Origin of the sequence: Rhizobium phaseoli, assembly GCF_003985125.1 — a bacterium.
In the GTDB taxonomy this organism is placed as follows: Bacteria; Pseudomonadota; Alphaproteobacteria; order Rhizobiales; family Rhizobiaceae; genus Rhizobium; species Rhizobium phaseoli.
In genome coordinates this window covers 589304-614897 of the sequence record NZ_ML133565.1, presented here as the reverse complement: position 1 = coordinate 614897, position 25594 = coordinate 589304, and the positions used below count along the sequence as shown (strand labels likewise).

Here is a 25594-nt window from a genome sequence, read left to right as displayed (position 1 = left end):
CGCCAAAGCAAGAACCGAAGCTGGTTTATGGCAGCGACGCTTTTCTGCGTGGCCGCCGCAGCGGCAGCTATCGGCTGGGCACTTCGTCCACGGCAGGATCGGGCCTATCCCGCCGCGATGGGTGCCTTGGTTGAGCTACGACCGCGTCTCGACCGAATAACCGAAAAAAAGCCCGGAATTTGGTTCGCCTCGGCAGCAATTCTCTGCGTGTTTGCTATCGGCGCCGTGATCGGCTGGGCAAGGCATCCCAGGCAATATCGCGCCGATCCCCCTGTTACCTCAGCGCTCGACCAGTTCCGGCTGATGCCCGACAAGATCGGCGGGACACCGCCCGACGTCTATTTCGCCCTCGACAAGCCCTATGAAACCACCGCCTATGATCTGAGCCAAGGCAAGCGTCTTTATTCCTGGTTCGGCTGCCCTATCTGCCATGGAGATGGGCGAGGCGGAACCGGCCCTTCATTTCTCGATGGCTGGTGGCTGTACGGTTCGGAAATGGTCTCGGTCGTGGCATCCATTCGCGACGGACGGCCTAATGGCATGCCGTCCTTCGCCAACAAGATGACGAGCGACCAGATCTGGCAGCTCGCAGGCTACATCAGGACGATCGGCGCCTATTCGGCACCCTATACTGCGCCAAGCCGGAACGACGACAAACATACCAGACCAGCCGAGAACCGCGCACCGGCGGCAAGCCATTTCGAGGAGGGACCGGCCGGCGTCCGTTCCGATCGAGGTGTTCGGCCTTGAAGATCCCGCGCGCCTCTTCTCTACTCCCCCATCTCCTGTTTCTCTCCAGCTGCACTGGCGATCCGCAATCGGCGCTGAATGCCGATGGACCTTCAGCCATGGAGCTTAGAGAGTTGCTATTGCTGTTCGTCGCGGTCTGCGGCGTCGTCTTCGTGCTGGTCATGGCCGTGATGGCCTGGGCCCTGCTTCGCAGTAACAACCCGGCGCCCGGCAGGCCTCAGACCGAGCGTTCCATGGGCAGGGTCGTAAGCGCGGCAATTGTGGGGACCGTTCTCGTCATAACATTTCTGACCGTCTCGAGCTTTTACGCCACGCGCAGCATCGACTGGCGCGAGGCTGATCCTGCGACGATCGTCGTTCGGGGCCAGCAATGGTGGTGGCAGTTCACTTATCTTGATGCGGACCCGGCCAAAACCTTTCAGACGGCCAACGAACTGCATATTCCGGTGGGAACCGACGTCCGGCTGCGCCTGGAGGCAACGGACGTCATTCACTCATTCTGGATACCGAACCTGACGGGAAAGCAGGATCTGGTTCCCGGCCGCGAGAACGGGCTGACGCTTCATGCAGACAAACCTGGAATCTATCGCGGTCAATGCGCCGAATTCTGCGGCCTGCAGCACAGCCACATGGCTCTGCTGGTGGTTGCCGAGGAGCCTGACGAGTATGCCCGCTGGCTGGACGCGCAGCGAAGAGCGGCGGTCGAGCCGGCCGATGGCGATGCCGCGGCGGGCAAGCTGGTCTTTATCAGCAAGCCATGCGCCGCCTGCCACACGGTCCGCGGCACTGCTGCGGGCGGCATCTCAGGACCGGATCTTACCCATGTCGGCAGCCGCAGCATGATCGGGGCGGGGCTGCTGGAGAATAGCCGGGGCTCGATCGCCGCGTGGATTGCCGATCCGCAGACGTTGAAGCCGGGAAACAACATGCCCTTGGTTCCCCTCACCAGCGAAGAGCTGCGGCAATTGACTGCCTATCTGAGTGAACTCCGATGACCGGCCAGGCCAATATCCCATCCCCCGCTGATCTGGCAGCCGGCGATGAAGGCGCCGAAGCCCTTCTCAGGCGAACTTGGTCGACGCCGTCAGGGCTGCTGGCGGCATTGTCCACGGTCGATCACAAGATCATCGGGCGGCGTTATATCGCGACAGCCTTCCTCTTCCTGCTCCTCGGCGGCGTGCTTGCGCTGTCGATGCGCCTGCAGCTTGCTTTCCCGGAGGCACGCTTCATCAGCGCCGACCGCTATAACCAGATTTTCACCGTACACGGGAGCAACATGATGTTCCTTTTCGCCGTGCCGGTGATGGAGGCAATGGCGGTCTATCTTGTTCCGCTGATGGTCGGAACGCGCAACATCGCCTTTCCAAGGCTGAATGCCTTCTCCTATTGGATATTTCTGGCCGGGGGGCTGCTTCTCTGGATCTCTCTGGCTCTCGATACCGCCCCCGATGTTGGCTGGTTCTCTTACGTGCCGTTGGCCGGTCCGCAATATGGCGCGGGAAAGCGGGTGGACCTCTGGGCACAGATGATCACCTTCACCGAAGTATCCGCCCTTGCCGTCGCCGTCGAAATCGTCGTGACCGTCTTCAAGCTGCGGGCGCCTGGCATGTCGCTCAATCGCATTCCGCTCTTCGTCTGGTCGATGCTGGTGACGGCCTTTCTCGTCATCCTGGCCATGCCGGCTATCATGTTCAGCTCCTCTTCGCTCATTCTCGACCGGCTGGTCGGCACGCAATTCTACAATCCCTCGGAAGGCGGCGACGTCCTTCTCTGGCAGCACCTGTTCTGGTTCTTCGGCCACCCGGAGGTTTACATCATCTTCCTGCCCGCCGTCGGCATGGTGTCCGCCATGATCTCGACGTTCACCCGGCGCCCGGTCTTTGGCTATCTGCCGCTTGTCCTGGCGATGATCGCGACCGGTGTTCTGGCTTTCGGGCTTTGGGTCCATCACATGTTCGTTGCCGGTCTGCCTCGTCTCGGAAGCAGCTTCTTCACCGCCTCCAGCATGGCGATCGCCATTCCTGCCGGGACCCAGATCTTCTGCTGGTTGGCGACGTTGTGGGACGGACGTCCCGTCTTCAAGACACCGCTGCTTTTCATCATCGGCTTCCTGATTACCTTCGTCATCGGCGGAATGACCGGCGTGATGGTGGCCTCCGTGCCGCTCGACACGCAGGTTCACGACACCTATTTCGTCGTCGCACATTTCCATTATGTGCTGATCGGCGGTTCCGTCTTCCCGCTCATCGGCGCGATCTACTATTGGTTCCCGAAGATGACCGGCCGCATGATGAGCGAAAGGCTCGGCCGATGGGCCTTCGGCCTCATCTTCACCGGCTTTCACCTGACCTTCTTCCCGATGCACATCCTCGGCCTGCAAGGCATGCCGCGACGCATCTATACCTATCCGCCGGAATTGCCCTGGGCAGGCTTGAACCTTTTCGTCAGTCTCAGCGCCGTCATCCTGGCTGCCGGCTTCCTCATCTTCTTCATCGACGCGGTGCGCAGCTTCAAATTCGGCCCGCTCGCAGGGCCGAACCCCTGGAACGCCTCGACGCTGGAATGGGCCACATCCTCGCCCCCTCCCCCCTACAATTTCCGCCACATCCCGGTTGTTCGATCCGCCGCACCACTCTGGGCGGACGGAGAGACCTTGCCGGTGGCCACGGGCCTCAGGCTCGACCGACGCGAAGTAATCGTCAGCAGCGTTATGGCTGCCGAGCCGGAAGCGCGGGAAGCCATGCCAGCCAATTCGATCTGGCCGTTCCTGGCGGCGATCGCCACCACCATCATGCTGATCGGCTCGATCTTCACCCCCTGGGCGGTGATCTGGGGAGCGATTCCGATAGCCATCACCCTCACGGGATGGTTCTGGCCGAAGCAAACTCCGGAGGACGAGTCATGAAAGAACGCATCGCGCTCGACCTGTCGAAGCTTCCCCTGCATGGAACGGGCAGCGCGAGCCTGACCTTCTGGGGCACCGGCGCTTTCATGTTGATCGAAGGCATGGGATTTGCACTGACAATCGCGGTCTATTTCTACCTCATGAGCCTGGCGCCGCGTTGGCCGATCGAAGCCCCTCCTCCGGACCTTCTTCCGGGCACGGTGCTGACCCTGCTGCTTCTCGTCAGCATCGTGCCGAATATGCTGGTGTCGCGGTGGGCGCAACGCAAGGACCTGCGCAAGGTGCGCCTGGGACTGATCGCCATGACCTTCATGGGCGCGATACCGCTCATCCCCCGCTTCTTCGAATTTCCTGCCCTTCATATAAGCTGGGACGACGACGCCTACGGATCGATCACCTGGACGATCCTTGGTCTTCACACCACCCACATCGTCACCGATCTCATCGACACCATCGTTCTCGCCTGCCTGATGTTTTCCAAGCATGCAGACAACACCCGCCGCTACGGCGACGTCGAAGACAACGCGCTTTACTGGAACTTTGTCGTCCTCGCCTGGCTTCCTCTCTACGGATGCATCTATTGGGTGCCGCGGCTATGAGAACAGCAACCACGATCTCCTTTCTGGTGACTATGGCGGCACCTGCGTCGGCCCATGACGGCCATGTCCATTCCGTCTCCTTGCCATGGACCATGGACCTCTGGATCGTTATGCCGCTGGGCCTCAGCGCGGCCTTATTTGCATGCGGCAGCCTTCGCTTCCGGTCTCGATCGGCCGAAAGCCGTCGTGCCTTCGTGCAGCGGGTCGCGACCTTCTGGACCGGCTGGCTCGTTCTGGCCGGCGCGCTCGTCTCTCCCCTGCACTGGCTGGGTGAGCAGCTGTTCACCTTCCACATGATCGAACATGAATTGGTTATGGCGGTTTCGGCGCCGCTAATCGTGTTGGCGCGGCCCTCGGCGATGCTGCTCTGGGGACTACCGAAGATCGTCAGGCGCCAGACGGGGCGGGCACTTGCTTCAAACGCCACGCGCAGCGCGTGGAACTGTCTCAGCAACGGCACAGTGGCGACACTGCTGCACGGCGTGGCGATCTGGGCCTGGCACGCGCCGATCCTGTTCGACGCTACGATAGACAGCCTTCCCCTCCACCGCCTGCAACACCTTTGCTTTTTCGTGAGCGCCGTCCTTTTCTGGTGGTCCGTCATCTGGAAGAAGAACCGCGGGCTGGCCGCCTGGCACGTCTTTTTGACCATGCTGCATATGAGCATTCTCGGCGCGCTGATCGCACTTGCGCCGAGGGTGCTCTATGGGGTGCAGACGCGAGCCGCCGAGACCTGGGGGCTGTCGCCGCTCGAGGATCAGCAGGTGGCGGGCCTGGTGATGTGGGTGCCAGCAGGAACCATCTACGCCATCGCAGCGCTGACGCTGACCGCGTTGTGGATCAGAGATTCGGGAAAAGGAGGCGCAGGTGGAACGCACATCGTTGCCCCGTAACTCGCTTCGGCCTGCTTTCGTGGCGGCTGCCTGCATGATTAGCTTGGCGGCAGCGGTGTTCTTGACCGACATTTATCGCCAGCGCTCCGAACGCCAAGCCGCTGCGATCGCGATAACGAAAGGCAATCCCGCACGCGCACCGGCGATCTTCCGCCGCTATGGCTGCGCCGGATGCCACACGATTCCGGGCATAGAGGGCGCCGACGGCAAGGTCGGCGGCGACCTGTCCGGTCTGCGCGAACGAGTCTATATTGCCGGCGTGCTCAACAATTCCGCCGATAATCTGGTCGGCTGGATCGTTACGCCGCAAGCCTATTCGCCGAAGACCGCGATGCCGGCCACCGGCATTTCCGAAGCGGAGGCCCGTGACCTCGCCGCCTATCTCTATGGCCGTTGAGGCATTGAGCGACGGCAAAACCGTTCACCTGATTTACGGATGCGGCGTCGGTCGCGGCGGCAACGACTTCAGATATCGAGCCATGGCGATGCGGTCCGGCTCGGAAAGCTCGGATGTGTTCTCCACGACATCGGCCATGGACCAGCCGACATAACCGTGATCGGGCGTCTTGCCGCTCCGAAGCATTTCGGCGATATCCTGCTCGGACCACGAGCCGATGCCCTCCGGCGTGATGTTCGGATTAAAGCCGACGCCTTCGGAACTCACCCCTCCGGCAAACCGGGTTTTGGGCTTGATTGCGCCGAAGATGTTGCGCGAGGAATGGCACTCGGCGCAATGGCCGAGCGCTTCGACCAGATAGGCTCCGCGATCATGCATCGGATCGCCGAGCGGATTCCCCCCCGGCCGGCCTTGATGAAAGAAGAGCAGCTTCCAGAAGCCGACGAAGCGTCGAATGCGAAAAATCGGATCGATATCGTGCGGCTGCGGACGCTCCGCGACCGGCCGAAGCGTGTGCAGATAGGCATAGAGGTCCCTGATATCGTCAAGCGTCATGCCGGTGTAGCTGGCATATGGAAACACGGGATAGTAATGCCGTCCCGACGGAGACACGCCGGCAATCAGCGCATTAGCCAGATCGGCGACCGACCATGAGCCGATGCCGGCCTGCGGATCGGGCGAAATATTTGGGACCCGAAACGTTCCATAAGGGGAGGCCAGAGCGAGGTCGCCGCCCAGTTTCAGGCGATCGGGTTGACCCGGTGAAGCATGGCAGGAGGCGCAGCCGCCCGCGGCAAATACCAATCGGCCCCGCTCCGCATCCCCGGGCGTTAATCGAGGATCTCCGGCAGCAAAAAGCGGATGCGGTTTGGTCACGAACCAGACCAAGGTCGCGATGACGAGGATCGCAACAATGGCAAACGAAAACGGTCCCGTACCTTTCAACATTGTGGACCTGCATTGTCCTGTCGAGCGATCGCCTCAAGCGGGCGGCGGCTCGACCATGTAGGGCCGCCGGCCTCGGCGACAAAGATAAACCTCGCGCTCGGGATTTGCCTCCAACACAAATCCGGAGCTTCGCAACATGGCTTCGACCGCTGCCTTGTTCGGGATGAACCAGTTGGTAGGATCGGCCGCATAGCGCTCTTCGACGAAGAACAGCGTCGGGTAGTCCCGCCGGTCGAAAACGTTCCATTCCGAAAATTCATAGTCATCTTGAAGCGGGGCAATCCGCTCCTCGCCCCGCTGCAGACATTGGAACAGCATGAGATCGCCAACCACGTGTTCGTAGAGCAGATCAAGTGCCAGCAACGGATGGCGCAGGTGGTAAAGGACACCCATGAAGAGCACGAGATCGAAGGTTTCGCCGAGTTGTGCAACCTCATAAACCGACATCTGCCTGAACTCGATGTCGAGGGCAAAATGATCGGCGGCGAAACGGGCCTGTTCGAGATAGCGTGGATCACTATCGATGCCGAGAACCCGGCCCGCGTTGCGGCGTTTCATCTCGAGGGTATAAAATCCGGCATTACAGCCGATATCAAGAACGCTGCGGCCTGCAAGATCGTCAGGCACCACATGTTTGAAACCGTCCCATTTGAATGCCGGGTAGTCGCCGAGAAAATGGTCCGGCGCGGTCTCGATCTCCCCCAGCCGCATATTATGGAACCAGGGGCCCAATTCTTTGATACGCCGTTTCAAAGACGGGTTCATCATCGTGCATCCGCCTTTCGATCAGCTCTCCAGGGAGGCGGCCTGCGAGGCCGCCATTCTGCGACGAGAGCGAGGCGCTCCTGTTCGCTTGCGTGGGCTATCGTCCAGATTGGCGGCAAACCAGTCGATTGTATATCGCAGCCCTTCGGCAAGCGGTACCGTCGGCTGCCAATCGAGAAGCTCCATCGCGCGGGAAATATCAGGCCGGCGACGCTGGGGATCGTCCTTCGGCAGCGCCTTGTAGGCGAGCACGGTCCGAACCGCCATCATTGAACGAACCATCTCGGCAAGCTCATTGATGGTGAACTCCCCAGGATTGCCGAGGTTGACAGGCATGCCGGGGTTTGGCCGCACGTTCATCAGGGCTATGAGACCACCGACAAGATCGCTGACATAGCAGAAGGATCGCGTCTGTGTGCCGCTTCCATAGATGGTCAGAGGCTTCCCGGACAGGGCCTGCACGATCAGGTTGGAGACGATCCGGCCGTCATTGGCCTGCATGCGCGGTCCATAGGTGTTGAAGATGCGGGCGACCCGTGCGTCGACGCGCCTGACCCGCAGCATGTCGAAGCAGAGAGCTTCGGCGGCGCGCTTTCCCTCGTCGTAGCAGGCGCGTGGCCCCGTGCAGCTGACGTTGCCGCGATAATCCTCTCGCTGCGGATGCTCGGCCGGGTCGCCATAGACCTCGCTTGTCGAGGCCTGGAGGAAGGATGCCCCGTGCTGTTCGGCCAACGCGAGAAGGTTGCCCGTGCCGGCGACACAAGTCATCATCGTATGAACCGGATCCGCCTGATATTGCGGCGGCGATGCAGCGCAGGCCAGATTGTAGATCTGGTCAAGAGGCTCGTCGATCTTCAGGACTGCACAAATATCCTCTTCGATAAGCCGGAAACCCGGATGATTCATCAGCGGCCTCACATTGTCCCGCGACCCGGTAATGTAGCTGTCTACGCAGATGACCGTATCGCCGCGGCCGAGAAGAGCATCACAGAGATGCGAGCCGACAAAGCCGGCGCCCCCTGCAACCAGAGCAGTCTTTCCTTTCCGGCGATGATTGACGTGAAGCATCGATACTCTCCTTACGCTGAGATACGGTCCAAAGCTGGATTAGCGGGCAGTTGCAAAAGAGCGCGGGCGAATTCGCGAGCACGCGCAGCCCCCGTATGACTGTTCATCACCACTTTCCTGGCGGCAGCCGCGACCGACAAGCGGTCGCTGTCGGGAAGTTCCCTCAGCAGCGCCACAACCTCTTCCGGCGCGCGCGCTATGAACAGGGCCTCCCCGTCCGGCAATAGCTCGCCGAGGCCGCGCCAGAAGTCGCTGATGATCGGCGTTCCGCAGGCGGCGGCCTCGAAGAGTCGCACACTGGGAGACCAGCCGGCAGCAATCATGTCGCGGCGAGTAACGTTCAGCGTGAATCGCTGCCGGCTGTAAAAACTTGCATGTTCGGCTGGCGCCAGATGCTTGATGCGTTCGACATTGGCCGGCCACGCGATCTCATCAGGAAATTGCGATCCGGCGACGACGAAGCGCATCTCCGGCAGACGGCGCGCCGGCTCCAGAAGGAGATGCTCCAGCGTCGGCTGCCGGTCCGGGCTGTAGGTTCCGAGATAGCCAAGATCCCATGCGGCAGCCTCTCCCGTATTTGCGTAGCGCTCCTGATCGACGGAGCAGTAGAGGGCAACGGCGCTCCGTGCACCGTAGTTCTGCTCCAATCGCGCCAGCACCTCTCCTCCTGAGAAGGAGAAGTAGGCGTCGAACAGCGGTATCTGCCGCAGCGCCAGATATTCCTCATCGCCGCGGTCGAGCTTGGCCAAGGTCACCGGCGTGTCGATGTCGTAGAAGCAGAGACTTTTCAACTCCAACGCAGCGAGCCTGTCGATCAGCGCCACGCCATCCGGTACATAGGATCCCGCGATAACGGCGTCGGCCTTGCGCAGCCTTTCACCGTAAAGCTCGATCATGGCATTCAGATCGGAATAGTAACCGAGCTCGCAGAAGTCAGGCGAAGCGAGGTCCCTGTGATTGGCGTACCAGGGAACATCTCGCTCCAGGAACAGAACGCGGTGAGCATCCTGCCGCAAGCCTTTGATGAGCGCGCGATAGGTCGTCGCGTGGCCGTTTCCCCAGGACGAGGAAAGCGAAAGGCCGAGGAAGACGATGTCGAGCGGCCTTGTCATTCCGCTGCCTCCACGCGCGCGCCGAGGCGGGCGCGAAAGATCGCATCCACGGTTTCGGCGCGATTGGCGTATGTGTGCTCGGCCAGCACGCGCCGGCGCGCCCGCTCTCCGATTTCCTGGGCGCCGCGGCGCGACAGACCAGCCATCAGGGCAGCCACATCCTCGCCATCGCGCGCAACGAGAATCTCCTCGTCGGGCTTAAGGAACAGGTCGATGCCCTGCCAGTAATCGGTAATGAGGCAGGCGCCGGCGCCGGCCGCCTCGAAGACCCGCGTCGCGGGCGAAAATCCGGTCTCCGCCATGCTGGCACGCGATATGTTGAGAACCGCCATGGGAGTGACGTTGAAGGCGTTGTGGTCGCGCGTCGGCACGTGGCCGATGTAGTTGACATTCGACGACATCGGCTTGTCCTGCCAGCCGGAGCCACCGAGCAGGAATTTCCGGTCCCGCAGACGAGAGGCAGGCTCCAGGAAGAAGCGCTCGACCCGGGCCTCCCGGTCCGGCAGGCGATTGCCGAGGAAACCGAGATCGGCGCCAAAGCGGCCGTCCTCCGGTACCGGATGATGAGTTTGCGGGTCGAGCGCATTATAGACAGGAATGCATTCGGCTGCCCCGATGGAGCGGTATGCACTCACGACAGGATCGCCGCCGCCATAGGTCAGCACAAGATCGATCTTCGGGAGCGCTCGGCCCAACGGGTGATCGGGATCGGCCCTGAGTTCGGCAAGCGTTGCCGGGGCATCGACGTCCCAGAAGATTTTCAGGGCTCGCGGTCGCGCGTTGCGAAGGACTTCCTCCAGCAGCAGATCGTCTTCGAAACCGACGCCGCTCGCCTTGACGACAATATCGGCCCTGGCAGCTTCGCCGGCAACGGTCTTCAATGCGTCGATCGTTCCCTCGTAGACGACGACCCTGCACCAGTCCGGTGGATCGATGTCGCGGTTTTTCTGCCGATCGTAGACGTCGGGCTCGTAAAAGGTGATCTCATAGCCTTTCCCCGAGAGCGCCCGCAGCAAGCCGCGATAGTAAGTGGCGGCACCATTCCAATAGGCAGAGACGAGGCTCGAACCGTAAAATGCGATTTTCATTCCGCCGCCTCCCATGGCTGAAGCTTCGCAGTGACCTTGCTCGTGCCGCAGTTCGCCAGAATTTCCAGCAGCTCATCAACGCGGTGCCGGCAGGTGTGACGCGCCTTGATGGTCGCAAGACCGGCTGCAGCGAGGCTCGCGGCGAGATCTGTATCGAAGAGGACGGCACGCAGGCTCTTCTTCATCTCCTCGCCATTGCCGACGGGCAGATAGTCCCGGCCTGGGGTGAAGAGATGCTCGACATCAGCCCAAGGTGCCGAGATCAGGGGTATGCCGCAGGCTAGTGCCTCGAAGACCCTGATCGTCGGAATACCGGGCAGGTGCTCGACATAAGGTCGCCGCGGGATGTGTACCGTCACTTTGTGGCGAGCAAAGGCGGCCGGAACATCGGCGTTGGCGATCCAGCCGCCATAAGCGATGCCGGCGTTACGAAGTTCATCCAGCGCATGGTCAGGGTAGCGAACGCCGCGAACCATCGTCTTCAGCGCCAGATCTCTGGCGGGCCGGATCAGGAACTCGGCAATCTCAGCCGATCGCTCGTCATCGCCCCAATTGCCGATCCAGATGAGGTCTCCTGATTTCTCGACATCCGGCAACGGCCGAAACAGCGCGTCGTCCGCTGCCTCGTGCCAGGTGAAGACGGACTTTCCCCAGCCTGCACGAAGATAGCGCTCACGCAAGGTCTGCCCGAAGGCCAGCACCCCGTCGTAATCGTCAAGCATGAGCGACGCGATGTCCCCTTCGGCCGAGACGGCCCGGTGATGCGTATCGTGGAAGAGCAGGGTGAAGCCAGCGCCTTTGCGCCGGATGCGCCCGAGGCTCTCGACCAGTCGCGGTGCCGTCCACTCGTGCACGATGACGACATCGGCATCGCCAAGTGCCGCCTCGTGGTCGAAAGCCTCGTCGTAGAAATCCGAGCGATGCTGCGGAAAGACCTGATGAAAACGCTCGACGGCGGCCGGCCCTTGATCGCTGACGAGATTGGTGCGGCTCCAGGCGTCTTCCGGCTCCAATGCCAGCGTTTCGTGACCGCGCCGCTGGAGATCCCGCATGACGCCGCGAAGGAAATGTGCGTTGCCATGATTCCAGTCGGAAATCAGCGAATGGGTATAAAAGACGAACTTCATGATCACTCCGCTGCTGTTGAAAAGGGGCGGCCAAACATGCCGGAGTAAATTCCGCACATTGCCTTCGCTTGAGCGTCGAGACTGAAGCGCTCGGATCGCACGCGCGCTTTCAATCCAAGCGTAGCGCGCCGTTGCGGATCATCGGCAAGAGTGTTGAACGCATCGGCAAAAGCCTCAGGATCACGCGGATCGGCAAACAGGGCGGCGTCCTCCCAGATCTCCCGATAGGTCGGTATATCCGCGAGTACCAATGCCGCGCCCGCCCTCGCCCCCTCCAGAGCTGCAAGGCCGAACGGCTCGTAGATCGAAGGCGAAGCCACGATGGCGGCCTGCCGCATCGCGGCTGCCATCTGGGGATGCGGAAGCTCGCCGCGATGGTCGGCATGGCGAAACTGCACCGATTGTCCGTTGGGACCGTTGTTTGCGCCGGCCGCCACCACGGGCCAGCGCGTCATGCCTGCCGCAGCATCCAGAACCGCGGCATTTTTCCCGTCATCCCACCACCGCCCGGCAGCGAGAACGAAATTCCGCTTCGGTTCCTCGGACGTTTGAAGAGCGCTCGCATTGTGAACGACCTGGAGGTCCGCGATTGGCCCGTAGACGGCTTGCATCGCTGCGGCATGGCTGCGACTCGGCGCTATCACGGCATCCGCGCGCGCAAAACCGGCCTGGTTGAGCCGATATTGCCACTGCCAGTCCTGCGGCACCTGGCTTCCGCGAACGGCGGCGAACCAGGTGACGACGCAGGAATGGCACGCCGCCATAACCGGCAGATCCGTTTCCATGTAAGCCGCATGCGACGGCAGATTGAGATGCAGAAGGTCGGCCTCTTCGCGGCGAGCAAGATCAGCAATCAAGCGTGGGACGTGCGCAACTGCCTTTTCGTTCTCCACCATCCAGTCGAGAGGCGCGTCCAGCCAGACGAGTTTGCCGATCTGGTTTGCCTCGGCCACCTTTTCCTTGCCGGGGCTGGGACCAAGCCCTGCGAAGACCATCTCAACCTGCTTCGGCCTCAGCGCCGCGGCGAGATCCATGGCATAGCGCCAGACGCCGCCCACGGCATCGACCGTCATCACCACGCGGCGATGCCCCTTGTGTCGCTCCCGTCGGATCATGCCGATACCTTCCGCTTTTCCCTGGGGATCTGCCGACCGCCGAAACGATTGACAATCAGCCATTCGGCGAGATGCCGCAGGCCGTCTCGCCATCCAATGCGGGCCTCCCAGCCGGTTTCGCGTTCCAGCTTTTGCGTGTTGGCCACGAAATAGAACTGGTCGCCGGCGCGCCACGGGCCGAAGCTCGTTGCAACGGGACGTTCCGTCAGCTCTTCGATCGCGCGCAGCACCCCCAGCACGCTGACGGCGTTACGCGGCCCCCCGCCCAGATTGAAGGCATTGCCGCTGACGCGATCAATATTCGCAAGCAACGACCGGTAGGCGGCGACGGCATCGTTCACGTGGAGGATGTCGCGCACCTGCTTACCGTCGCCGTAGATGGAAATGGGTTCTCCGCCGAGAGCCCGGATCAGGAAATGCGCGACCCAGCCCTGGTCCTCGGTGCCGAATTGGCGAGGCCCATAGATGCAGCTCATGCGCAGCACCGCGGCCGGTATTCGGAAGGACTTGGCGTAGTCTAGAATATATTGGTCGGCAACGCCTTTCGAGCAGCCGTAGGGAGTGCAGAAATCGAGGGGGCGGTCCTCGCCGATACCTTGCTCCCTGACGATTTCGCTCTCGGGAAGGTAACGATCGTCGAGTTCGATCATGCCAAGATCATCAAGACCACCATAGACCTTGTTGGTGCTGGCGAAAATGACCGGCGCGCGCCTGCCCGCCTTGCGCACCGCTTCCAGGACATTGAGGGTGCCGCGAGCATTCGTTTCAAAATCCTCCAGCGGATCGACGAGGCTCGTGGTCACAGCCGTCTGGGCAGCATAATGAAAGACAGCCTTGGCATCACAAAAGGCAGCTTCGATCCCCATCAGATCACGAACGTCCGCAAGAACCGGATGCACCCGCTCCCCGTGCCGTTCTATCAGCCAGGAAAGGTTCTGATCGACTCCCGATCGTGCCAGGCTATCCAGAATGACGACGTCCTCCCCGTCGTTCAGCAAGTTGTCCGCCAAATTGCAGCCGACAAACCCGCTCCCGCCGGTGACAACGATCGGCGCGGCACCGGAGGCGATTCGAGGGGTGGCAAGCGCTGCGACCGCCTCCAGCCTGTTAACACCTCCCTCCATCAGGAGACGGGCAAGCAGCTTCGGCTTGTTGTCGTGGGTGACCGCGCCGAGATGATAATGGCGCGGGTCGAACCACAGGCCTTCCTGAACCGGAACATCCGGCGGTACGTCGCGCCAGGAATACCAATACATGCGGTCGGCTGGGACAGTGAGCGCCTTCATGAAGCGTCGCGCCTGCTCGATCTCGTCATTGCGCCATGTGGAATAGCCGGCCTCGGTAATCCAGACCTCGGCATGGGCATTATAGCGATCGATAATCCCGCGCATCTCGCCCAGATGCATGTCCCAACCGCCCCAGGTCGCCTCTTCGCTATCCCAAGTCCCGGGAAAGCCGTGGAAGCCGACGGCATCGACGACACCGAGCACGCCGCGTATGCCCATCAGGTTGAGCCAGTAGGGATCGAAGGGGCACGGGCCGCCAAGCACCGGTTTGTAGCCTCGCTGCTTGGCCCAATAGGCGGCGCCGCCTATCATCTCGCAGAAGAGCAGAAAATCGCTGTCCTGGCGCCAATCCCAGTCGAGCAGATTGTTCGGCTCGTTCCAGAGTTCGATATGACGAAAATAGCCGCCGTAACGCGTCAGGATATGATCGACGAAGTCGGCATAGGATTTGAGATCGACCGGCGCGCCGGAGGACTTGCCCGTCCGCGACAGGGATGGCGGCGTGTAGTGGATGCAGGGCAGAAGATCGATTTCGCTGCCGACGCGCGGGATCAGCCAATCGAACCATTCCTGGCCGCCCGGCGCGAGATATTCCGCCCAGGATAGATGTGTCCTGAGATAACTGGCGCCGCTCGCCAGAATATCCGGCAGCAGTGTCTCGGCCCGCTCATGTTCTCCCGGTCTGAACCATTCGACGAAGCCGAAGCGCCGAGTCTCCCGCTGGCTGGATCCTCGAGAACCGGTCCTGTTCATGAAACCAGCCCCCGTTCTTCCAGTTGCCGCTTCATCTCGGCGCCGCGGTCGATCGCCCCCGTTTGCCGGACCCAGTCGACGAAAGGACCGAGCGAATTTTCGAGATGGTATCTGGGCTCGAAGCCGAGCAGTTCACGTGCCTTGGAGATATCGGCAAAGCAATTGCGAATGTCGCCGGAACGCGCCTTGTTCATAATATCGGGGGCGATCTCCGGAACGCCCATCGCGTCGGCAAGAAGCGTTGCAACGTCTGCGATCGAATAGGCCTGGCCGCTGCCGATATTGATCACGTGGCCCGATGCCGCGGGCTTCTCCAGGGCAAGTCGGAAAGCCCTCGCCACGTCGCGCACATGGACGAAATCGCGCCGCTGCTTGCCGTCCTCGAAGATCATCGGCGGCTGCCCGTTGGCCAGCCGCGAGCCGAAATTTGCGAGCACGCCGGTATAGGGGTTGGAAAGGGCTTGGCCGGCGCCAAAAACATTGAAAAGACGCAGGGCAACGGCATCCAGACGATAGGCTTCGCCGAAGATCAGGACCTGTTTCTCCTGAGCATATTTCGTCAAGGCGTAGATCGAAGCCAGATCGACCGGCTTCTCCTCGTCGGTGGCGACGGGGGTCAACGGCTCATCATCGGGTCCGAGCGGATCCCATTCGCCACGCTTGATATGATGGCTGCGCCGCCTGACATATCCGAGCCGTCTGCCGCCTGCGGTCAGATAAAGCCCTTCTCCATAAACGCTCATGGAGGAAGCGACGACGATCTTTCCGACAGGCATGCCGATCATCGTTTCGAGCAGCACTGCCGTTCCGAGGTCGTTGCAGCCGACATAACGGGCAATTTCATACATTGATTGCCCAACGCCGACTTCGGCGGCAAGATGGATGACGCCGTCGACATTTGCGAGCGCCGCGCGCACTGCGTCCTTGTCCCTGACGTCACCGCGAACGACCTCGGCACCCTCCGGCACGACAATCTCGGCGTCGGCATGCACCTGGTCGATCAAGGCATCGAGGATGCGCACATCATAGCCGCTTTGCAGAAGTTCTGCAGCAACATGGCGGCCAATAAAGCCGCACCCACCTGTTATCAAGATCGTCATTATTGGATCCGTCCGGTTGAAGAAATTGCTTCGGAGATAGCGGCCGAACCGAGCGTAGGTGGAAAAGTTCCTTCTTCAATGACATCTTTATTGACTTCATCATCTATGACTTCTTTGACTTCCAGCGGGAACTCTTCGCAAGACCGACGGTTCGAGGGACGCCTTACCTGGAGGATATCCCATGGACATTTTGGCGAGCCAAAAGGCCGACCTCATGCGGGCTGCGATCGTCACCGGCCCCGGACAAATCTCGCTGGAGACCCGCCCTTTACCGGAACCCGGTCCGGGCCAGGTCAGAGTAAAACTGGAAGGCTGCGGCGTCTGCGCCTCGAACCTCACGCCCTGGGCAGGACCAGAATGGATGACGTTTCCGACCGAGGCCGGCGGGTTGGGCCATGAGGGCTGGGGAGTCATTGATGCCGTTGGTGGCGGCGTCACAGCCCTTCGAGAGGGCGATCGGGTCGCCGCACTGTCCTACCATGCCTACGCCACGCACGACCTTGCGGATGCCGCGATGGTTGCCGTGCTGCCCAAAGAATTGGAAGGTCAGCCGTTTCCGGGCGAGCCGCTTGGATGCGCCATGAACATCTTCGGTCGCAGCGGTATCGAAAGCGGCCAGACCGTCGCCATTATCGGCATTGGTTTTATTGGTGCCCTCCTGACCCGGCTCGCCGCCTCGGCGGGGGCAAGGGTGATCGCCATCTCTCGGCGGCCCTATTCGCTCGATGTCGCAAGGAGGATGGGCGCTACCGAGGTCATCCCGATGGACGATCACTGGCGCATCATCGAGGACGTCAGGACGCTGACGGATGGAACTTTCTGCGACTGCGTCATCGAAGCGGTAGGCAAACAATGGCCGCTCGACCTGGCGGGCGAGCTTGCCAAGGAGAGGGGCCGACTTGTTATCGCCGGCTATCACCAGGACGGCCCTCGCCAGGTGAACATGCAGCTCTGGAACTGGCGCGGACTCGATGTCATCAACGCTCACGAGCGTGATCCCGCCATTTACATGAAGGGCATTGGCGAGGCGATAGAAGCGGTGCGCCAAGGCAAGATCGACCCCCGGCCGCTTTATACGCATATCTATCCGCTGGAACGGCTGGACGAGGCGCTGAACAGCACACGCGACCGTCCTGACGGTTTCCTGAAAGCCTTGGTGCAATATTGATGGATGAGCGGGTTTCGGCAGAGGCGGCGACCGCCCTCAACCAGGTGAAGCTCGGTTTTCTCGGCGTCGGCTGGATCGGTCGGCACCGGATGAAAGCGGTGCTCGACAGCGGCCTGGCCAAGGCCATCGCCATTGCCGACCCCTCGGTGGAGATGGTGCGGCAGGCTCAAGCGCTCGCGCCCGATGCCGTGATCGCCGCCGATCTGGAGGAATTGCTCGATCAGCAGCTCGACGGCATCGTCATTGCGACGCCGAGCGCCAGCCATGCCGAGCATGCCGTTCGCGCGCTCGAGGCCGGTATTGCCGTCTTCTGCCAAAAGCCGCTCGGCCGAACGGCGTCGGAAGTGAAAGCCGTCGTCGATGCCTCCAAGGCAGCGAACAGATTGCTTGGGGTCGACCTTTCCTATCGCCATACGGAGGGCATGCGGCAAATCCGTGAGCTCATCCGCTCCGGTGCTCTCGGGAAGGTGTTCGCGGCGGACCTGACTTTCCATAACGCCTATGGCCCCGACAAGCCCTGGTTCTACGACAAGACGCTGTCCGGCGGCGGTTGCCTTATCGATCTCGGGGTTCATCTCATCGACCTTGCCTTATGGTGCCTCGATTTTCCATCCGTCACCACCGTCACGAGCGAGTTGCGCGCCGGTGGAAAAAGGCTTGAGGAAAGCGGCTCCGTCGAGGACTTTGCCGCGGCGACGCTCACGCTCTCTGGCGGTCAAGTGCTCCGTCTGACATCGTCATGGCGGCTACAGGCCGGTTGCGATGCCGTGATCGGCGCCGACTTCTTCGGAACCGACGGAGGCGCTTCATTCAGGAATGTCGACGGATCGTTCTATGACTTCACCGCCGCAAGACTATCCGGCACGTCGCGCGAAATCCTGGTCGAACCGCCGGAGGAATGGGGCGGCCGAGCCGCCGTGGATTGGACGAGCAGACTCGCTCGAGGACAGCGCTACGACCCTGCCGCTGAAGAGTTCGTCGCGGTTGCTTCGGTGATCGATGACATCTACCAAGCAGGCGGATGCATTCTCATGACCCCATGAGAAGGCCGTAGAAAACAATCGTGGCATAAAGGATGAACGCCACGACGCCGACCGTTCCGACCAGGATGAGCGCAATTCTGCCGGCATTGAGCCTGGTGCGTTTGCCTGCCGAAGAGGATGACGGTCGCTGAACAGGATCGTTATCCCCGTCGCTCATCGTGCCTGCTCCGTCGCCGGCATGGCTGATTTCTCATCGGATTCGCCCGGATGTGTCGTCAGCACGAAAGCCAGAGCGGCCAGACAAGCGAGGAGAAAAATGGTGATGACGAATATCATCATTCGCCACGGCGGCTTTACATCATCGTAGCCCGAGCCTGAGGCGGAAGGGCCGACTTTTCTGACCTCGGTCACGGCGCGCCCCTTTGCGGAAGGTCGATCTGCTCGTCGAGCTCGTCCTTGAGATCGTCGAGCCGGTCGCGCAGCAGCGAAGCTTTCGTGCGTTTGATTTCCTCATCCGTCAGCTCGACCAAACGGCCGCTGTCGTCGGGAATACCCGGGCCGCTTCCGGCAATGGTTTCGTTTCTCGGCCTGTCGTTCGCGCCTGTCGATATCTTCGCTCGTCTGTCCATGACATCCTCCAATTATCACCCGGGGGCTGGAGAGACGCGACATGCGTCTCATCGTCCAAACGACACGGAGATAGCGAAGTTCCGGAGCAATCGGGCGGGCTTGACGAACAGCTCTCACGGCGACTGCCTTCAGCGCAGGGCCGGAACATTGAACCGCTCCAGGTGTTGCTTTGCGTATCAAACGCAGGAATCGACGATGACCGTGCGAACAGCCGGACAAGGCAGAGACAATGATGCGCTGATGAAGGCAAAGGCGTTTCCGCAGCTTATCGATCCGGCGGCCGAGCCGTTCGTTACCGAAGCCGTTCAGGAGCTCGTCAAATCACGTATTCCTTTTCTCGTCGCCGGCACCTACGCCGTCTGTGCCTACACCGGCATCTCGCGCCAGACGAAGGATTTCGACATATTTTGCAAGGCGGGTGACTATGCCCGCATCTTGGGTCACTTCAAATCAAAAGGCTACGCGGTCGAAGTCGAAGACGAGCGCTGGCTCGGGAAAGTGCTGAAGGGCAATCATTTCTTCGATGTCATCTTCGCTTCCTCCAACGGAACGATGCCGGTCGGCGATGACTGGTTCGAAGATGCGCGAAAGGTCGAAATGTGCGGCCACACGGTCAGGATCGTCAGCCCGACCGAGCTGGTCTGGTCGAAGTGCTTTGTCCAGCTGCGACATCGCTACGATGGCGCCGATGTCGCGCATGTCATCTTGAAGGCACATGATGCGATCGATTGGCGCAAGCTGCTCGCCTATCTCGAAGTCCATTGGGAAGTGCTTCTCATCCAAATTCTCAACTTCCGATGGATCTATCCCACAGAGCGGGACAAGATTCCCCGCTGGCTGCTGGAGGAGCTTCTGGACCGGCTGAGGGCGCAACAGGAGCTGCCGCTGCCGCAAATGAAAATATGCCGCGGACGGATGTACTCCCGCGTCGATTTCGAGATCGACGTGAAGGAATGGGGTTTTGCCGATGTCGGCGGCGAAGGCGAACTCAGAGGCGATTAGGAGAAATGCGATGGATGATCAGCGAAAGAGCGTGAAGGTTGCGGCTGTAGCCGACCTGCATATGACTGAGGACGGTGCAAAATCCTACAAGGATCTGTTTGGCGAAATCTCTCTGGTCGCCGATGTCCTGGTGATTGCCGGCGATCTGACAGATCTCGGGAAGCCTAAGGAGGCGGAATTGCTTGCCAGTGATCTGCGCCATTGCACGGTGCCGACCATCGCCGTCCTCGGCAATCACGATCATGAAAGCGGCCAGGTCGATGACATCTGCAAAATCCTGACCGACGCCGGCGTGAAATTGCTGAACGGCCATGCAGCCGAAATCGCCGGTGTCGGTTTCGTTGGCGTCAAAGGTTTTGCCGGCGGCTTCGGCCGCCATATGCTCGGTTCCTTCGGCGAAACCGCCATCAAGGCGATGGTCGCCGAGAGCGTCGAGGAATCGATGCGGCTGGAAAACGCGATGCGGCAGGTACGGTCCGACCGCTCCCTCGTCGTGCTGCATTACGCTCCTATCGCCGAAACCGTGGCAGGTGAGCCGTTGGAAATCTATCCCTTTCTGGGCTCCTCGCGGCTTGCGGAAACCATCGACCGGTTTAGAGTCAACGCGGTTGTCCACGGCCATGCCCATCGCGGATCCTACGAGGGTCGCACACCGGGCGGCGCCCCGGTCTACAATGTCGCCGCCCATGTCGAGAAGCCGACCGGCAAACCTTACGCTTTACTCGAGTTATGATCCTTTCTGTCGAGGGTGACCGCTATTTGTTGGTCCGCCCGCGGCGACGCGGATCCACGCCGCCCTGGGGCGTCGTATCGTTGGCGGTATCGCCTTCAACGGTGTTTTCGGCCTGCAGCGCTTCGTCGTCCGGCGGAGATACGATGCCGCGTGAGCGGCCGATACCTGGGTCGTCCGACAGGTCGAGATCGCTTGGTTTGGTGGTCTTTGCGTGTTTGGACGAAGTCATGATTTGCTCCTTCGTGATGGGAAGCTTGCGGTTCAAGCCGGACGCAGCGACGGATTTGCCGTTGCTTGCGCCCTCAGGACGAACTCGCACCGCAACCCTCTGTTCCGAACGCCGCGGCACCGCGATCACAGCCCCCGCTCGACGGGAACATTTCGCAGCAGCTGAGGTTGGAGCGCCATCGACGAGCGCTGAGGAGAAACGACGTGAGAGCTCTGACCTGGCACGGCAAGCATGATATCCGCTGCGAGAGCGTGCCCGATCCCAAGATTGAAAACGGCCGGGACGCCATCATCAAGGTCACTGCCTGCGCGATCTGCGGGTCCGATCTGCATCTTTATGACGGCGTCATGCCGGACATGCACAGCGGCGACGTCATGGGCCACGAGACCATGGGCGAGGTCGTGGAGGTCGGCAGAGACAACACCAAACTCAAGGTCGGCGACCGTGTCGTCGTCCCGTTCACAATTTCCTGCGGCGAATGCTTTTTCTGCAAGCGTGGTTTTTATTCGGGCTGCGAGCGCTCCAATCCGGATCGCGCGAAAGTCACGAAGATGTGGGGCAATTCGCCGGCCGGGCTTTTCGGCTACTCACATCTGCTCGGCGGCTATGCCGGTGGGCAGGCGGAATATCTGCGCGTGCCCTATGCCGACGTCGGTCCGATCAAGGTGCCGGACGGGCTCTCCGACGAGCAGGTGCTTTTTCTTTCGGATATTTTTCCGACCGGCTACATGGCTGCGGACTTCTGCAACATTCAACCGGGCGATACGATCGCGATCTGGGGCTGCGGCCCTGTCGGCCAAATGGCAATCCGCTCCGCCTTCCTGCTCGGCGCTGAAAGGGTGATCGCCATCGATGCGGTGCCCGAGCGGCTTGCCCTTGCACAAGCTGCCGGAGCCATCCCCCTCGATTTCCTGGACAAGGATGTCTACGACCAAATCATGGAGCTGACCCATGGGCGCGGTGCAGATGCCTGCATCGACGCGGTTGGAACCGAAGCCGAGGCAGCCGCCAGCTGGGACTCGCGCCTCGACCGCATCAAGGTCGCAATGTTCATGGGAACCGACCGGCCGCATGTGCTGCGTCAGGCGATCCATTGCTGTCGCAATTTCGGTACGGTTTCGATTGTCGGCGTCTATGGCGGCTTTCTCGACAAGATCCCGATGGGGTCTGCCATCAATCGCGGCCTGACCTTCAGGATGGCCCAGACACCGGTCCAGCATTATTTGCCGAGATTGATGGAACGTATCGAAGAAGGAGACATTGATCCGTCCTTCGTCATCACTCATCGCGGCACGCTGGAAGACGGGCCGTCCCTCTACAAGACGTTCCGCGACAAGCAGGACGGATGCATCAAGGTCGTCCTCAAACCCTGAAGGAGCAGCAAGATGGCTGATAATGAAGCAGGCAAAGGCCTCGCCGTCGTCACCGGCGCCTCCACTGGCATCGGCTACGAGCTGGCGAAATGCGCGGCCCAGGATGGTTATGATCTCATCATCGCCGCCGACGAGGAGCGCATCAATCAAGCGGCAGCCCACCTCAAGGAGTTCGGCACGGCGGTCGAGGCCGTTGAGGCCGACCTGTCGACATCCCAAGGCGTAGATCGGCTCGTGGAACGGATCACCGGCAGCGGCCGGTCGGTGGACCTGCTGATGGCGAATGCAGGATGCGGGCTCGGCAAGGCCTTTCTCGACCAGGATTTTGCAGAGGCCCGCAAGGTCGTCGATACCAACATCACCGGGACGATCGACCTGATCCACGCTGTCGGCAACCAGATGCGCAGCCGCGGTGAGGGACGCATTCTGCTCACAGGTTCGATCGCAGGCTTCATGCCGGGCTCGTATCAGGCCGTCTATAACGCCACCAAGGCCTTCATCAACAGCTTCTCTTTCGCCCTGCGCGAGGAATTGAAGGATTCCGGTGTGACCGTCAGCTGCCTCATGCCCGGAGCTACGGAAACCGAGTTCTTCAAACGGGCAGGTCTTTTGGATACCGCGATCGGCCAGTCGAAGAAGGATGATGCAGGTGAAGTCGCGCGCATCGGCTATGACGCGATGATGGATGGCGAAGGCGATGTCGTCAGCGGCTGGAAGAACAAGCTCCAAGCCGCCGTTGCCAACGTCACCCCGGCAAGCGTGCTCGCGCACCAGCATTCGAAAATGGCGGAGCCGGGCTCTGGCCGCAAATGACATCGGCCCTCGGCACAAACGCGGCGATGGGAAGCGCCGCGTGAAGGGCATTCAGTTACGCTCGACGAATTTGTTGAAGCGGCTTGTCTTCCCGTCCTTGGTCTTGTCCTGGTAGAGAAAGGCAAGCTTGTTTTCGTCGAAGATCTTGAAGAATTCGTCCCAGTCGATTTCGTCGAATTCCTCTTCCTTCTCTCCAAAATCGATGCGCAGTACACCTCCCTTGCCGCGGGTCCGGATCGCGGCCGGCCTGCCTTCCCTGTCTTCTGCCCATTTGCGGATCTTCTTGTGGTCCGTCGTCGTTTCAGAGCTGCTCATCTCTACCTCCGTCTATTCTTTGCATTTGCGCTAATTCGCCACAGTCACAGCAGCGGCTGCCTTTGCCTCCAGTCGCGATACGGCGCGAGCAGTCGGCCAGGGTAGCGCCGCTCGATTTCGCTTTCAGTCAGAGCGATGCGGGACAGAGCCTCCTCCGTCGCGTCGTGCTCGGCTCGGTCGCTCACTTTTTCCAGCTCATTCATGGTTTCGAACAACTCGTCATCCGTCATCGCCTCCAGACGGGAAGCGAGATCTTCGACCGGTTCGCTCATCAAGGGATTGACGGACATTGGCGCCTCTTGCTGATGCCTGCCCAACTTCGCACTTCCGACTAAGTTCCAAGGCTGCATCGAGCAAAAAGCGCTCACGCCGTCTGCTCCTCCCGATAAAGCCGCCAGGGGACCGTAGCCACCGTCAGCCGTGGTCCTCCGAGCCTGACGAGTTTCGTCCGCAGCCGCCCCGCCCTGTTCATGTGCAGAAGCTTCTGCCACCATCTGTCCTTGACGGTTTCGGGAATGAGAACCGCAACCCGCCTCTCGGGACTGTCGGCATCCAGCTTTTCGATCAGCCGCAGCAGCGGTTCGTGCAATTGCCGATAAGGAGCGGGAATGAGCATCAGCCTTGGCGGCTTCAATCCGCGTGCCGCGATCGGCTCTTCCACGTCAACACGCCATTCCTCACGAAGCCCGTTTTCGCCCTCCTCGCGGTCCGGCCCGCCGAGACGAATGAAATGGACGGCGACGACGTCGGGCGAGATTGTCAGCGCAAATTTAATGGCGCGCTCGCTCAATCTGTTCCACGTCTCGGTGACGACCAGAACCGTCGGCGGTTCGATATCTTCGATGGTGATCGGACCAGGCTTCCGCAGCTCGCGTTGAAGAGAGGCATAGTAGCTCTTGACCGATTTCAGGACGAGGATCGCCATCGGGACGGCCATCAGCGTGATCCACGCGCCTTCGGCAAACTTCGCCACCAAAATGATGATGAGCGCCGCCGCTGTCGAGACCGCGCCGAGGCCATTCATGACCAGCTTTGCTCTGTGGTGCGTGGACCGGCGGCGCCAATGCACGGTCATGCCTGCCTGAGAAATCGTGAAAGTCAAAAAGGCGCCGATTGCAAAGAGCGGGATCAAATTGTCGGTAATCCCTCCGAAGACGAGCAGAAGCAGCCCGGCGACGCCGGAGAGGAACAGGATGCCGGCGGTAAACACGAGCCGGCGGCCGGGTTGAGCAAAGGCTTTGGGCAGATAGCCATCGGCAGCCACCATCTGGCAGAGACGCGGAAAACCGACAAAACTGGTATTGGCGGAGAGGCACAGGACACTGAGGAGGCTTGTCATCGCGATGTAATAAAAGGCGCCATGGCCGGCAACGGCGGCAAGCAGCTGCGACAGCACGCTCTGATAGCCTTCCTTCGTCTGATCCATTGCACCAATCTCAAAGGCGGTGGCGAGGATCGCGATACCGCCGAGCAACAGACCGAGAATAACGACGATAATCGTGAGAGTGAGGTAGGCGTTTCGCATGACAGGTTGCCTGAAGGAACCCATGCCATTGGAAACAGCTTCCACGCCGGTCATGGCGGTGCAGCCGCTGGCAAATGCGTGCATCAGCAGCCAGAGCGTTGCGCCTTCAGCAGTCGGACCGAGTGGCGGCGGCTCGACAATGGGTGCCGGCCTCTCTCCCAGGCCGATCCCGACCAGTCCATAGCCGATGGCGCCCAGGAAACAGATAACGAATACATAGGTCGGCAGGGCGAACAGCCAGCCGGCCTCCCCGGTTCCGCGCAAATTGGCCAGCGTGACGAGGAGAACGATGCCGAGGCACAGGGGCAGGATATAAGGGTGAAGGTCGGGTATTGCCGAGACGAGTGCTCCCACACCGGCTGAAACGCCGACCGCGACATTCAGCACGTAGTCGATCATCAGCGCCGCGGCGGCAAGCAGGCTCGGATATTCTCCGAGATTTTCCTTCGCCACGACATAGGCACCGCCGTTCGTCGGATAGGCCGCGAGCGTCTGTCTGTAGGAGAAATAGAGGATCGCCAGCAGACCGACGATGCAGCCGATCACCGGGCCGATATAGCCCAGGCCGAGCGGGCCGAGCGGAATGAGCACGGTGAGCGCTGCTTCCGGGCCATAGGAAGACGATCCCAGGCCATCCAGGCCCATTGCCGGCACGGCTGCGATCCAACCGATCTTCTTGTCTTCATGCTCACGATTGGCAAGACGCCGACCGAACAGGAGCGTGCTGAGGTTCAATTTTCATTCCTTATCCAGGCTGGGCGATAACCAACAAGCGGGGAACGCGCGGGTTCCCGAGGCACAGCCATGGAAAGATGCGATCGAAAGACCGGCCCGGGCGGCAGATCCGGGTCACGCAGAAAGTGCGGACCATACCAGAATTGCCCGGAACAATTGGTGCCGCGTGCAGTTTGGAGGCC

General features: G+C 61.0%; 28 protein-coding genes. 12 read left to right on the top strand and 16 right to left on the bottom strand.

Going from position 1 to position 25594, the window contains the following annotated elements:
• Positions 1 to 27: 27 nt before the first annotated feature.
• The 6 genes from EFD56_RS02865 to EFD56_RS02840 are packed head-to-tail and all read left to right on the top strand — an operon-like array spanning position 28 to position 5544.
• The gene (locus EFD56_RS02865) at positions 28 to 750 is read left to right on the top strand and encodes a c-type cytochrome (protein WP_245440556.1); all 723 of its coding nucleotides are present in this window, start codon (positions 28 to 30) and stop codon (positions 748 to 750) included.
• Positions 747 to 1745, top strand: coding sequence for a cytochrome c oxidase subunit II (coxB, locus tag EFD56_RS02860; protein ID WP_126904555.1), 999 nt, complete (start codon positions 747 to 749; stop codon positions 1743 to 1745). The genes EFD56_RS02865 and coxB overlap by 4 nt, the downstream gene beginning before the upstream one ends.
• Complete coding sequence (gene ctaD, locus EFD56_RS02855; protein WP_126904554.1) at positions 1742 to 3655, top strand: cytochrome c oxidase subunit I; 1914 nt, start codon at positions 1742 to 1744, stop codon at positions 3653 to 3655. The genes coxB and ctaD overlap by 4 nt, the downstream gene beginning before the upstream one ends.
• Positions 3652 to 4254: a cytochrome c oxidase subunit 3 gene (locus EFD56_RS02850; protein ID WP_126904553.1), complete on the top strand. Its 603-nt coding sequence runs from the start codon at positions 3652 to 3654 to the stop codon at positions 4252 to 4254. The genes ctaD and EFD56_RS02850 overlap by 4 nt, the downstream gene beginning before the upstream one ends.
• A complete protein-coding gene (locus EFD56_RS02845) occupies positions 4251 to 5147 on the top strand; it encodes a cytochrome c oxidase assembly protein (RefSeq protein ID WP_126904552.1) in 897 nt (298 codons plus the stop codon). Before EFD56_RS02850 ends, EFD56_RS02845 begins: the two co-directional genes overlap by 4 nt.
• A gap of 34 nt (positions 5148 to 5181) precedes the next feature.
• Positions 5182 to 5544 carry a c-type cytochrome gene (locus EFD56_RS02840; protein ID WP_012489836.1) on the top strand — a complete coding sequence of 121 codons (363 nt, stop codon included), beginning with the start codon at positions 5182 to 5184 and terminating at the stop codon, positions 5542 to 5544.
• 33 nt (positions 5545 to 5577) lie between these two features.
• Here EFD56_RS02840 and EFD56_RS02835 read toward each other — a convergent pair whose 3' ends face one another.
• Genes EFD56_RS02835 through EFD56_RS02795 form a run of 9 tightly spaced genes read right to left on the bottom strand, consistent with a single transcriptional unit; the run spans position 5578 to position 15906 of the window.
• Complete coding sequence (locus tag EFD56_RS02835) at positions 5578 to 6492, bottom strand: cytochrome c (RefSeq protein WP_012489837.1); 915 nt, start codon at positions 6490 to 6492, stop codon at positions 5578 to 5580.
• A 33-nt stretch (positions 6493 to 6525) separates the two neighbouring features.
• Positions 6526 to 7260, bottom strand: coding sequence for a TIGR04290 family methyltransferase (locus tag EFD56_RS02830; RefSeq protein ID WP_064830246.1), 735 nt, complete (start codon positions 7258 to 7260; stop codon positions 6526 to 6528).
• A gap of 18 nt (positions 7261 to 7278) precedes the next feature.
• Positions 7279 to 8325 carry a UDP-glucuronic acid decarboxylase family protein gene (locus EFD56_RS02825; RefSeq protein ID WP_037145988.1) on the bottom strand — a complete coding sequence of 349 codons (1047 nt, stop codon included), beginning with the start codon at positions 8323 to 8325 and terminating at the stop codon, positions 7279 to 7281.
• 11 nt (positions 8326 to 8336) lie between these two features.
• Positions 8337 to 9437 carry a CgeB family protein gene (locus EFD56_RS02820; protein WP_126904551.1) on the bottom strand — a complete coding sequence of 367 codons (1101 nt, stop codon included), beginning with the start codon at positions 9435 to 9437 and terminating at the stop codon, positions 8337 to 8339.
• Entirely contained in the window at positions 9434 to 10525 is a 1092-nt protein-coding gene (locus tag EFD56_RS02815) for a CgeB family protein (protein ID WP_126904550.1), read from the bottom strand. The genes EFD56_RS02820 and EFD56_RS02815 overlap by 4 nt, the downstream gene beginning before the upstream one ends.
• Positions 10522 to 11652 carry a CgeB family protein gene (locus EFD56_RS02810; RefSeq protein ID WP_037145983.1) on the bottom strand — a complete coding sequence of 377 codons (1131 nt, stop codon included), beginning with the start codon at positions 11650 to 11652 and terminating at the stop codon, positions 10522 to 10524. The genes EFD56_RS02815 and EFD56_RS02810 overlap by 4 nt, the downstream gene beginning before the upstream one ends.
• Positions 11653 to 11654: 2 nt before the next feature.
• Positions 11655 to 12767, bottom strand: coding sequence for a glycosyltransferase family 4 protein (locus EFD56_RS02805; RefSeq protein ID WP_225882735.1), 1113 nt, complete (start codon positions 12765 to 12767; stop codon positions 11655 to 11657).
• On the bottom strand, positions 12764 to 14806 hold the full coding sequence (locus tag EFD56_RS02800; RefSeq protein WP_126904549.1) for an NAD-dependent epimerase/dehydratase family protein: 2043 nt from the start codon (positions 14804 to 14806) through the stop codon (positions 12764 to 12766). Before EFD56_RS02800 ends, EFD56_RS02805 begins: the two co-directional genes overlap by 4 nt.
• Positions 14803 to 15906 carry an NAD-dependent epimerase/dehydratase family protein gene (locus tag EFD56_RS02795; RefSeq protein WP_012489845.1) on the bottom strand — a complete coding sequence of 368 codons (1104 nt, stop codon included), beginning with the start codon at positions 15904 to 15906 and terminating at the stop codon, positions 14803 to 14805. Before EFD56_RS02795 ends, EFD56_RS02800 begins: the two co-directional genes overlap by 4 nt.
• A 181-nt stretch (positions 15907 to 16087) precedes the next feature.
• On the opposite strand from EFD56_RS02795, the gene EFD56_RS02790 reads away from it, so the two are divergent.
• On the top strand, positions 16088 to 17074 hold the full coding sequence (locus EFD56_RS02790) for an MDR/zinc-dependent alcohol dehydrogenase-like family protein (RefSeq protein ID WP_037145979.1): 987 nt from the start codon (positions 16088 to 16090) through the stop codon (positions 17072 to 17074).
• On the top strand, positions 17074 to 18117 hold the full coding sequence (locus EFD56_RS02785; RefSeq protein ID WP_037145977.1) for a Gfo/Idh/MocA family protein: 1044 nt from the start codon (positions 17074 to 17076) through the stop codon (positions 18115 to 18117). Before EFD56_RS02790 ends, EFD56_RS02785 begins: the two co-directional genes overlap by 1 nt.
• Here the strand turns inward: EFD56_RS02785 and EFD56_RS32535 are convergent.
• From EFD56_RS32535 to EFD56_RS02775, 3 genes are read right to left on the bottom strand one after another with little or no spacing between them, the layout of a single operon-like run.
• Positions 18104 to 18274, bottom strand: coding sequence for a hypothetical protein (locus EFD56_RS32535; protein ID WP_164736814.1), 171 nt, complete (start codon positions 18272 to 18274; stop codon positions 18104 to 18106). The two genes, EFD56_RS02785 and EFD56_RS32535, sit on opposite strands and share 14 nt — an antisense overlap.
• Complete coding sequence (locus tag EFD56_RS02780) at positions 18271 to 18468, bottom strand: hypothetical protein (protein WP_064832823.1); 198 nt, start codon at positions 18466 to 18468, stop codon at positions 18271 to 18273. The genes EFD56_RS32535 and EFD56_RS02780 overlap by 4 nt, the downstream gene beginning before the upstream one ends.
• Positions 18465 to 18686 (bottom strand): hypothetical protein, encoded by a 222-nt coding sequence (locus tag EFD56_RS02775; RefSeq protein ID WP_064837463.1) that lies wholly within the window; start codon positions 18684 to 18686, stop codon positions 18465 to 18467. Before EFD56_RS02775 ends, EFD56_RS02780 begins: the two co-directional genes overlap by 4 nt.
• A gap of 196 nt (positions 18687 to 18882) precedes the next feature.
• On the opposite strand from EFD56_RS02775, the gene EFD56_RS02770 reads away from it, so the two are divergent.
• Both EFD56_RS02770 and EFD56_RS02765 read left to right on the top strand, forming a co-directional pair.
• A complete protein-coding gene (locus EFD56_RS02770; RefSeq protein ID WP_012489848.1) occupies positions 18883 to 19689 on the top strand; it encodes a nucleotidyltransferase family protein in 807 nt (268 codons plus the stop codon).
• Between the two features lie 10 nt (positions 19690 to 19699).
• On the top strand, positions 19700 to 20422 hold the full coding sequence (locus EFD56_RS02765; protein WP_037114897.1) for a metallophosphoesterase family protein: 723 nt from the start codon (positions 19700 to 19702) through the stop codon (positions 20420 to 20422).
• 22 nt (positions 20423 to 20444) lie between these two features.
• Here EFD56_RS02765 and EFD56_RS02760 read toward each other — a convergent pair whose 3' ends face one another.
• Complete coding sequence (locus EFD56_RS02760) at positions 20445 to 20651, bottom strand: hypothetical protein (protein WP_037114936.1); 207 nt, start codon at positions 20649 to 20651, stop codon at positions 20445 to 20447.
• Positions 20652 to 20854: 203 nt separating this feature from the next.
• On the opposite strand from EFD56_RS02760, the gene EFD56_RS02755 reads away from it, so the two are divergent.
• Positions 20855 to 22024, top strand: coding sequence for a zinc-dependent alcohol dehydrogenase (locus tag EFD56_RS02755; protein ID WP_037145976.1), 1170 nt, complete (start codon positions 20855 to 20857; stop codon positions 22022 to 22024).
• A 12-nt stretch (positions 22025 to 22036) separates the two neighbouring features.
• On the top strand, positions 22037 to 22837 hold the full coding sequence (locus EFD56_RS02750; protein ID WP_037145973.1) for an SDR family NAD(P)-dependent oxidoreductase: 801 nt from the start codon (positions 22037 to 22039) through the stop codon (positions 22835 to 22837).
• A 51-nt stretch (positions 22838 to 22888) separates the two neighbouring features.
• Here EFD56_RS02750 and EFD56_RS02745 read toward each other — a convergent pair whose 3' ends face one another.
• The 3 genes from EFD56_RS02745 to EFD56_RS02735 form a co-directional block, all read right to left on the bottom strand.
• Positions 22889 to 23152, bottom strand: coding sequence for a hypothetical protein (locus EFD56_RS02745; protein ID WP_004673154.1), 264 nt, complete (start codon positions 23150 to 23152; stop codon positions 22889 to 22891).
• A 44-nt stretch (positions 23153 to 23196) separates the two neighbouring features.
• Positions 23197 to 23442, bottom strand: a complete 246-nt coding sequence (locus EFD56_RS02740) for a hypothetical protein (RefSeq protein WP_037114894.1) — start codon at positions 23440 to 23442, stop codon at positions 23197 to 23199.
• 74 nt (positions 23443 to 23516) lie between these two features.
• Positions 23517 to 25412: an APC family permease gene (locus tag EFD56_RS02735; RefSeq protein ID WP_037145971.1), complete on the bottom strand. Its 1896-nt coding sequence runs from the start codon at positions 25410 to 25412 to the stop codon at positions 23517 to 23519.
• Positions 25413 to 25594 lie beyond the last annotated feature (182 nt).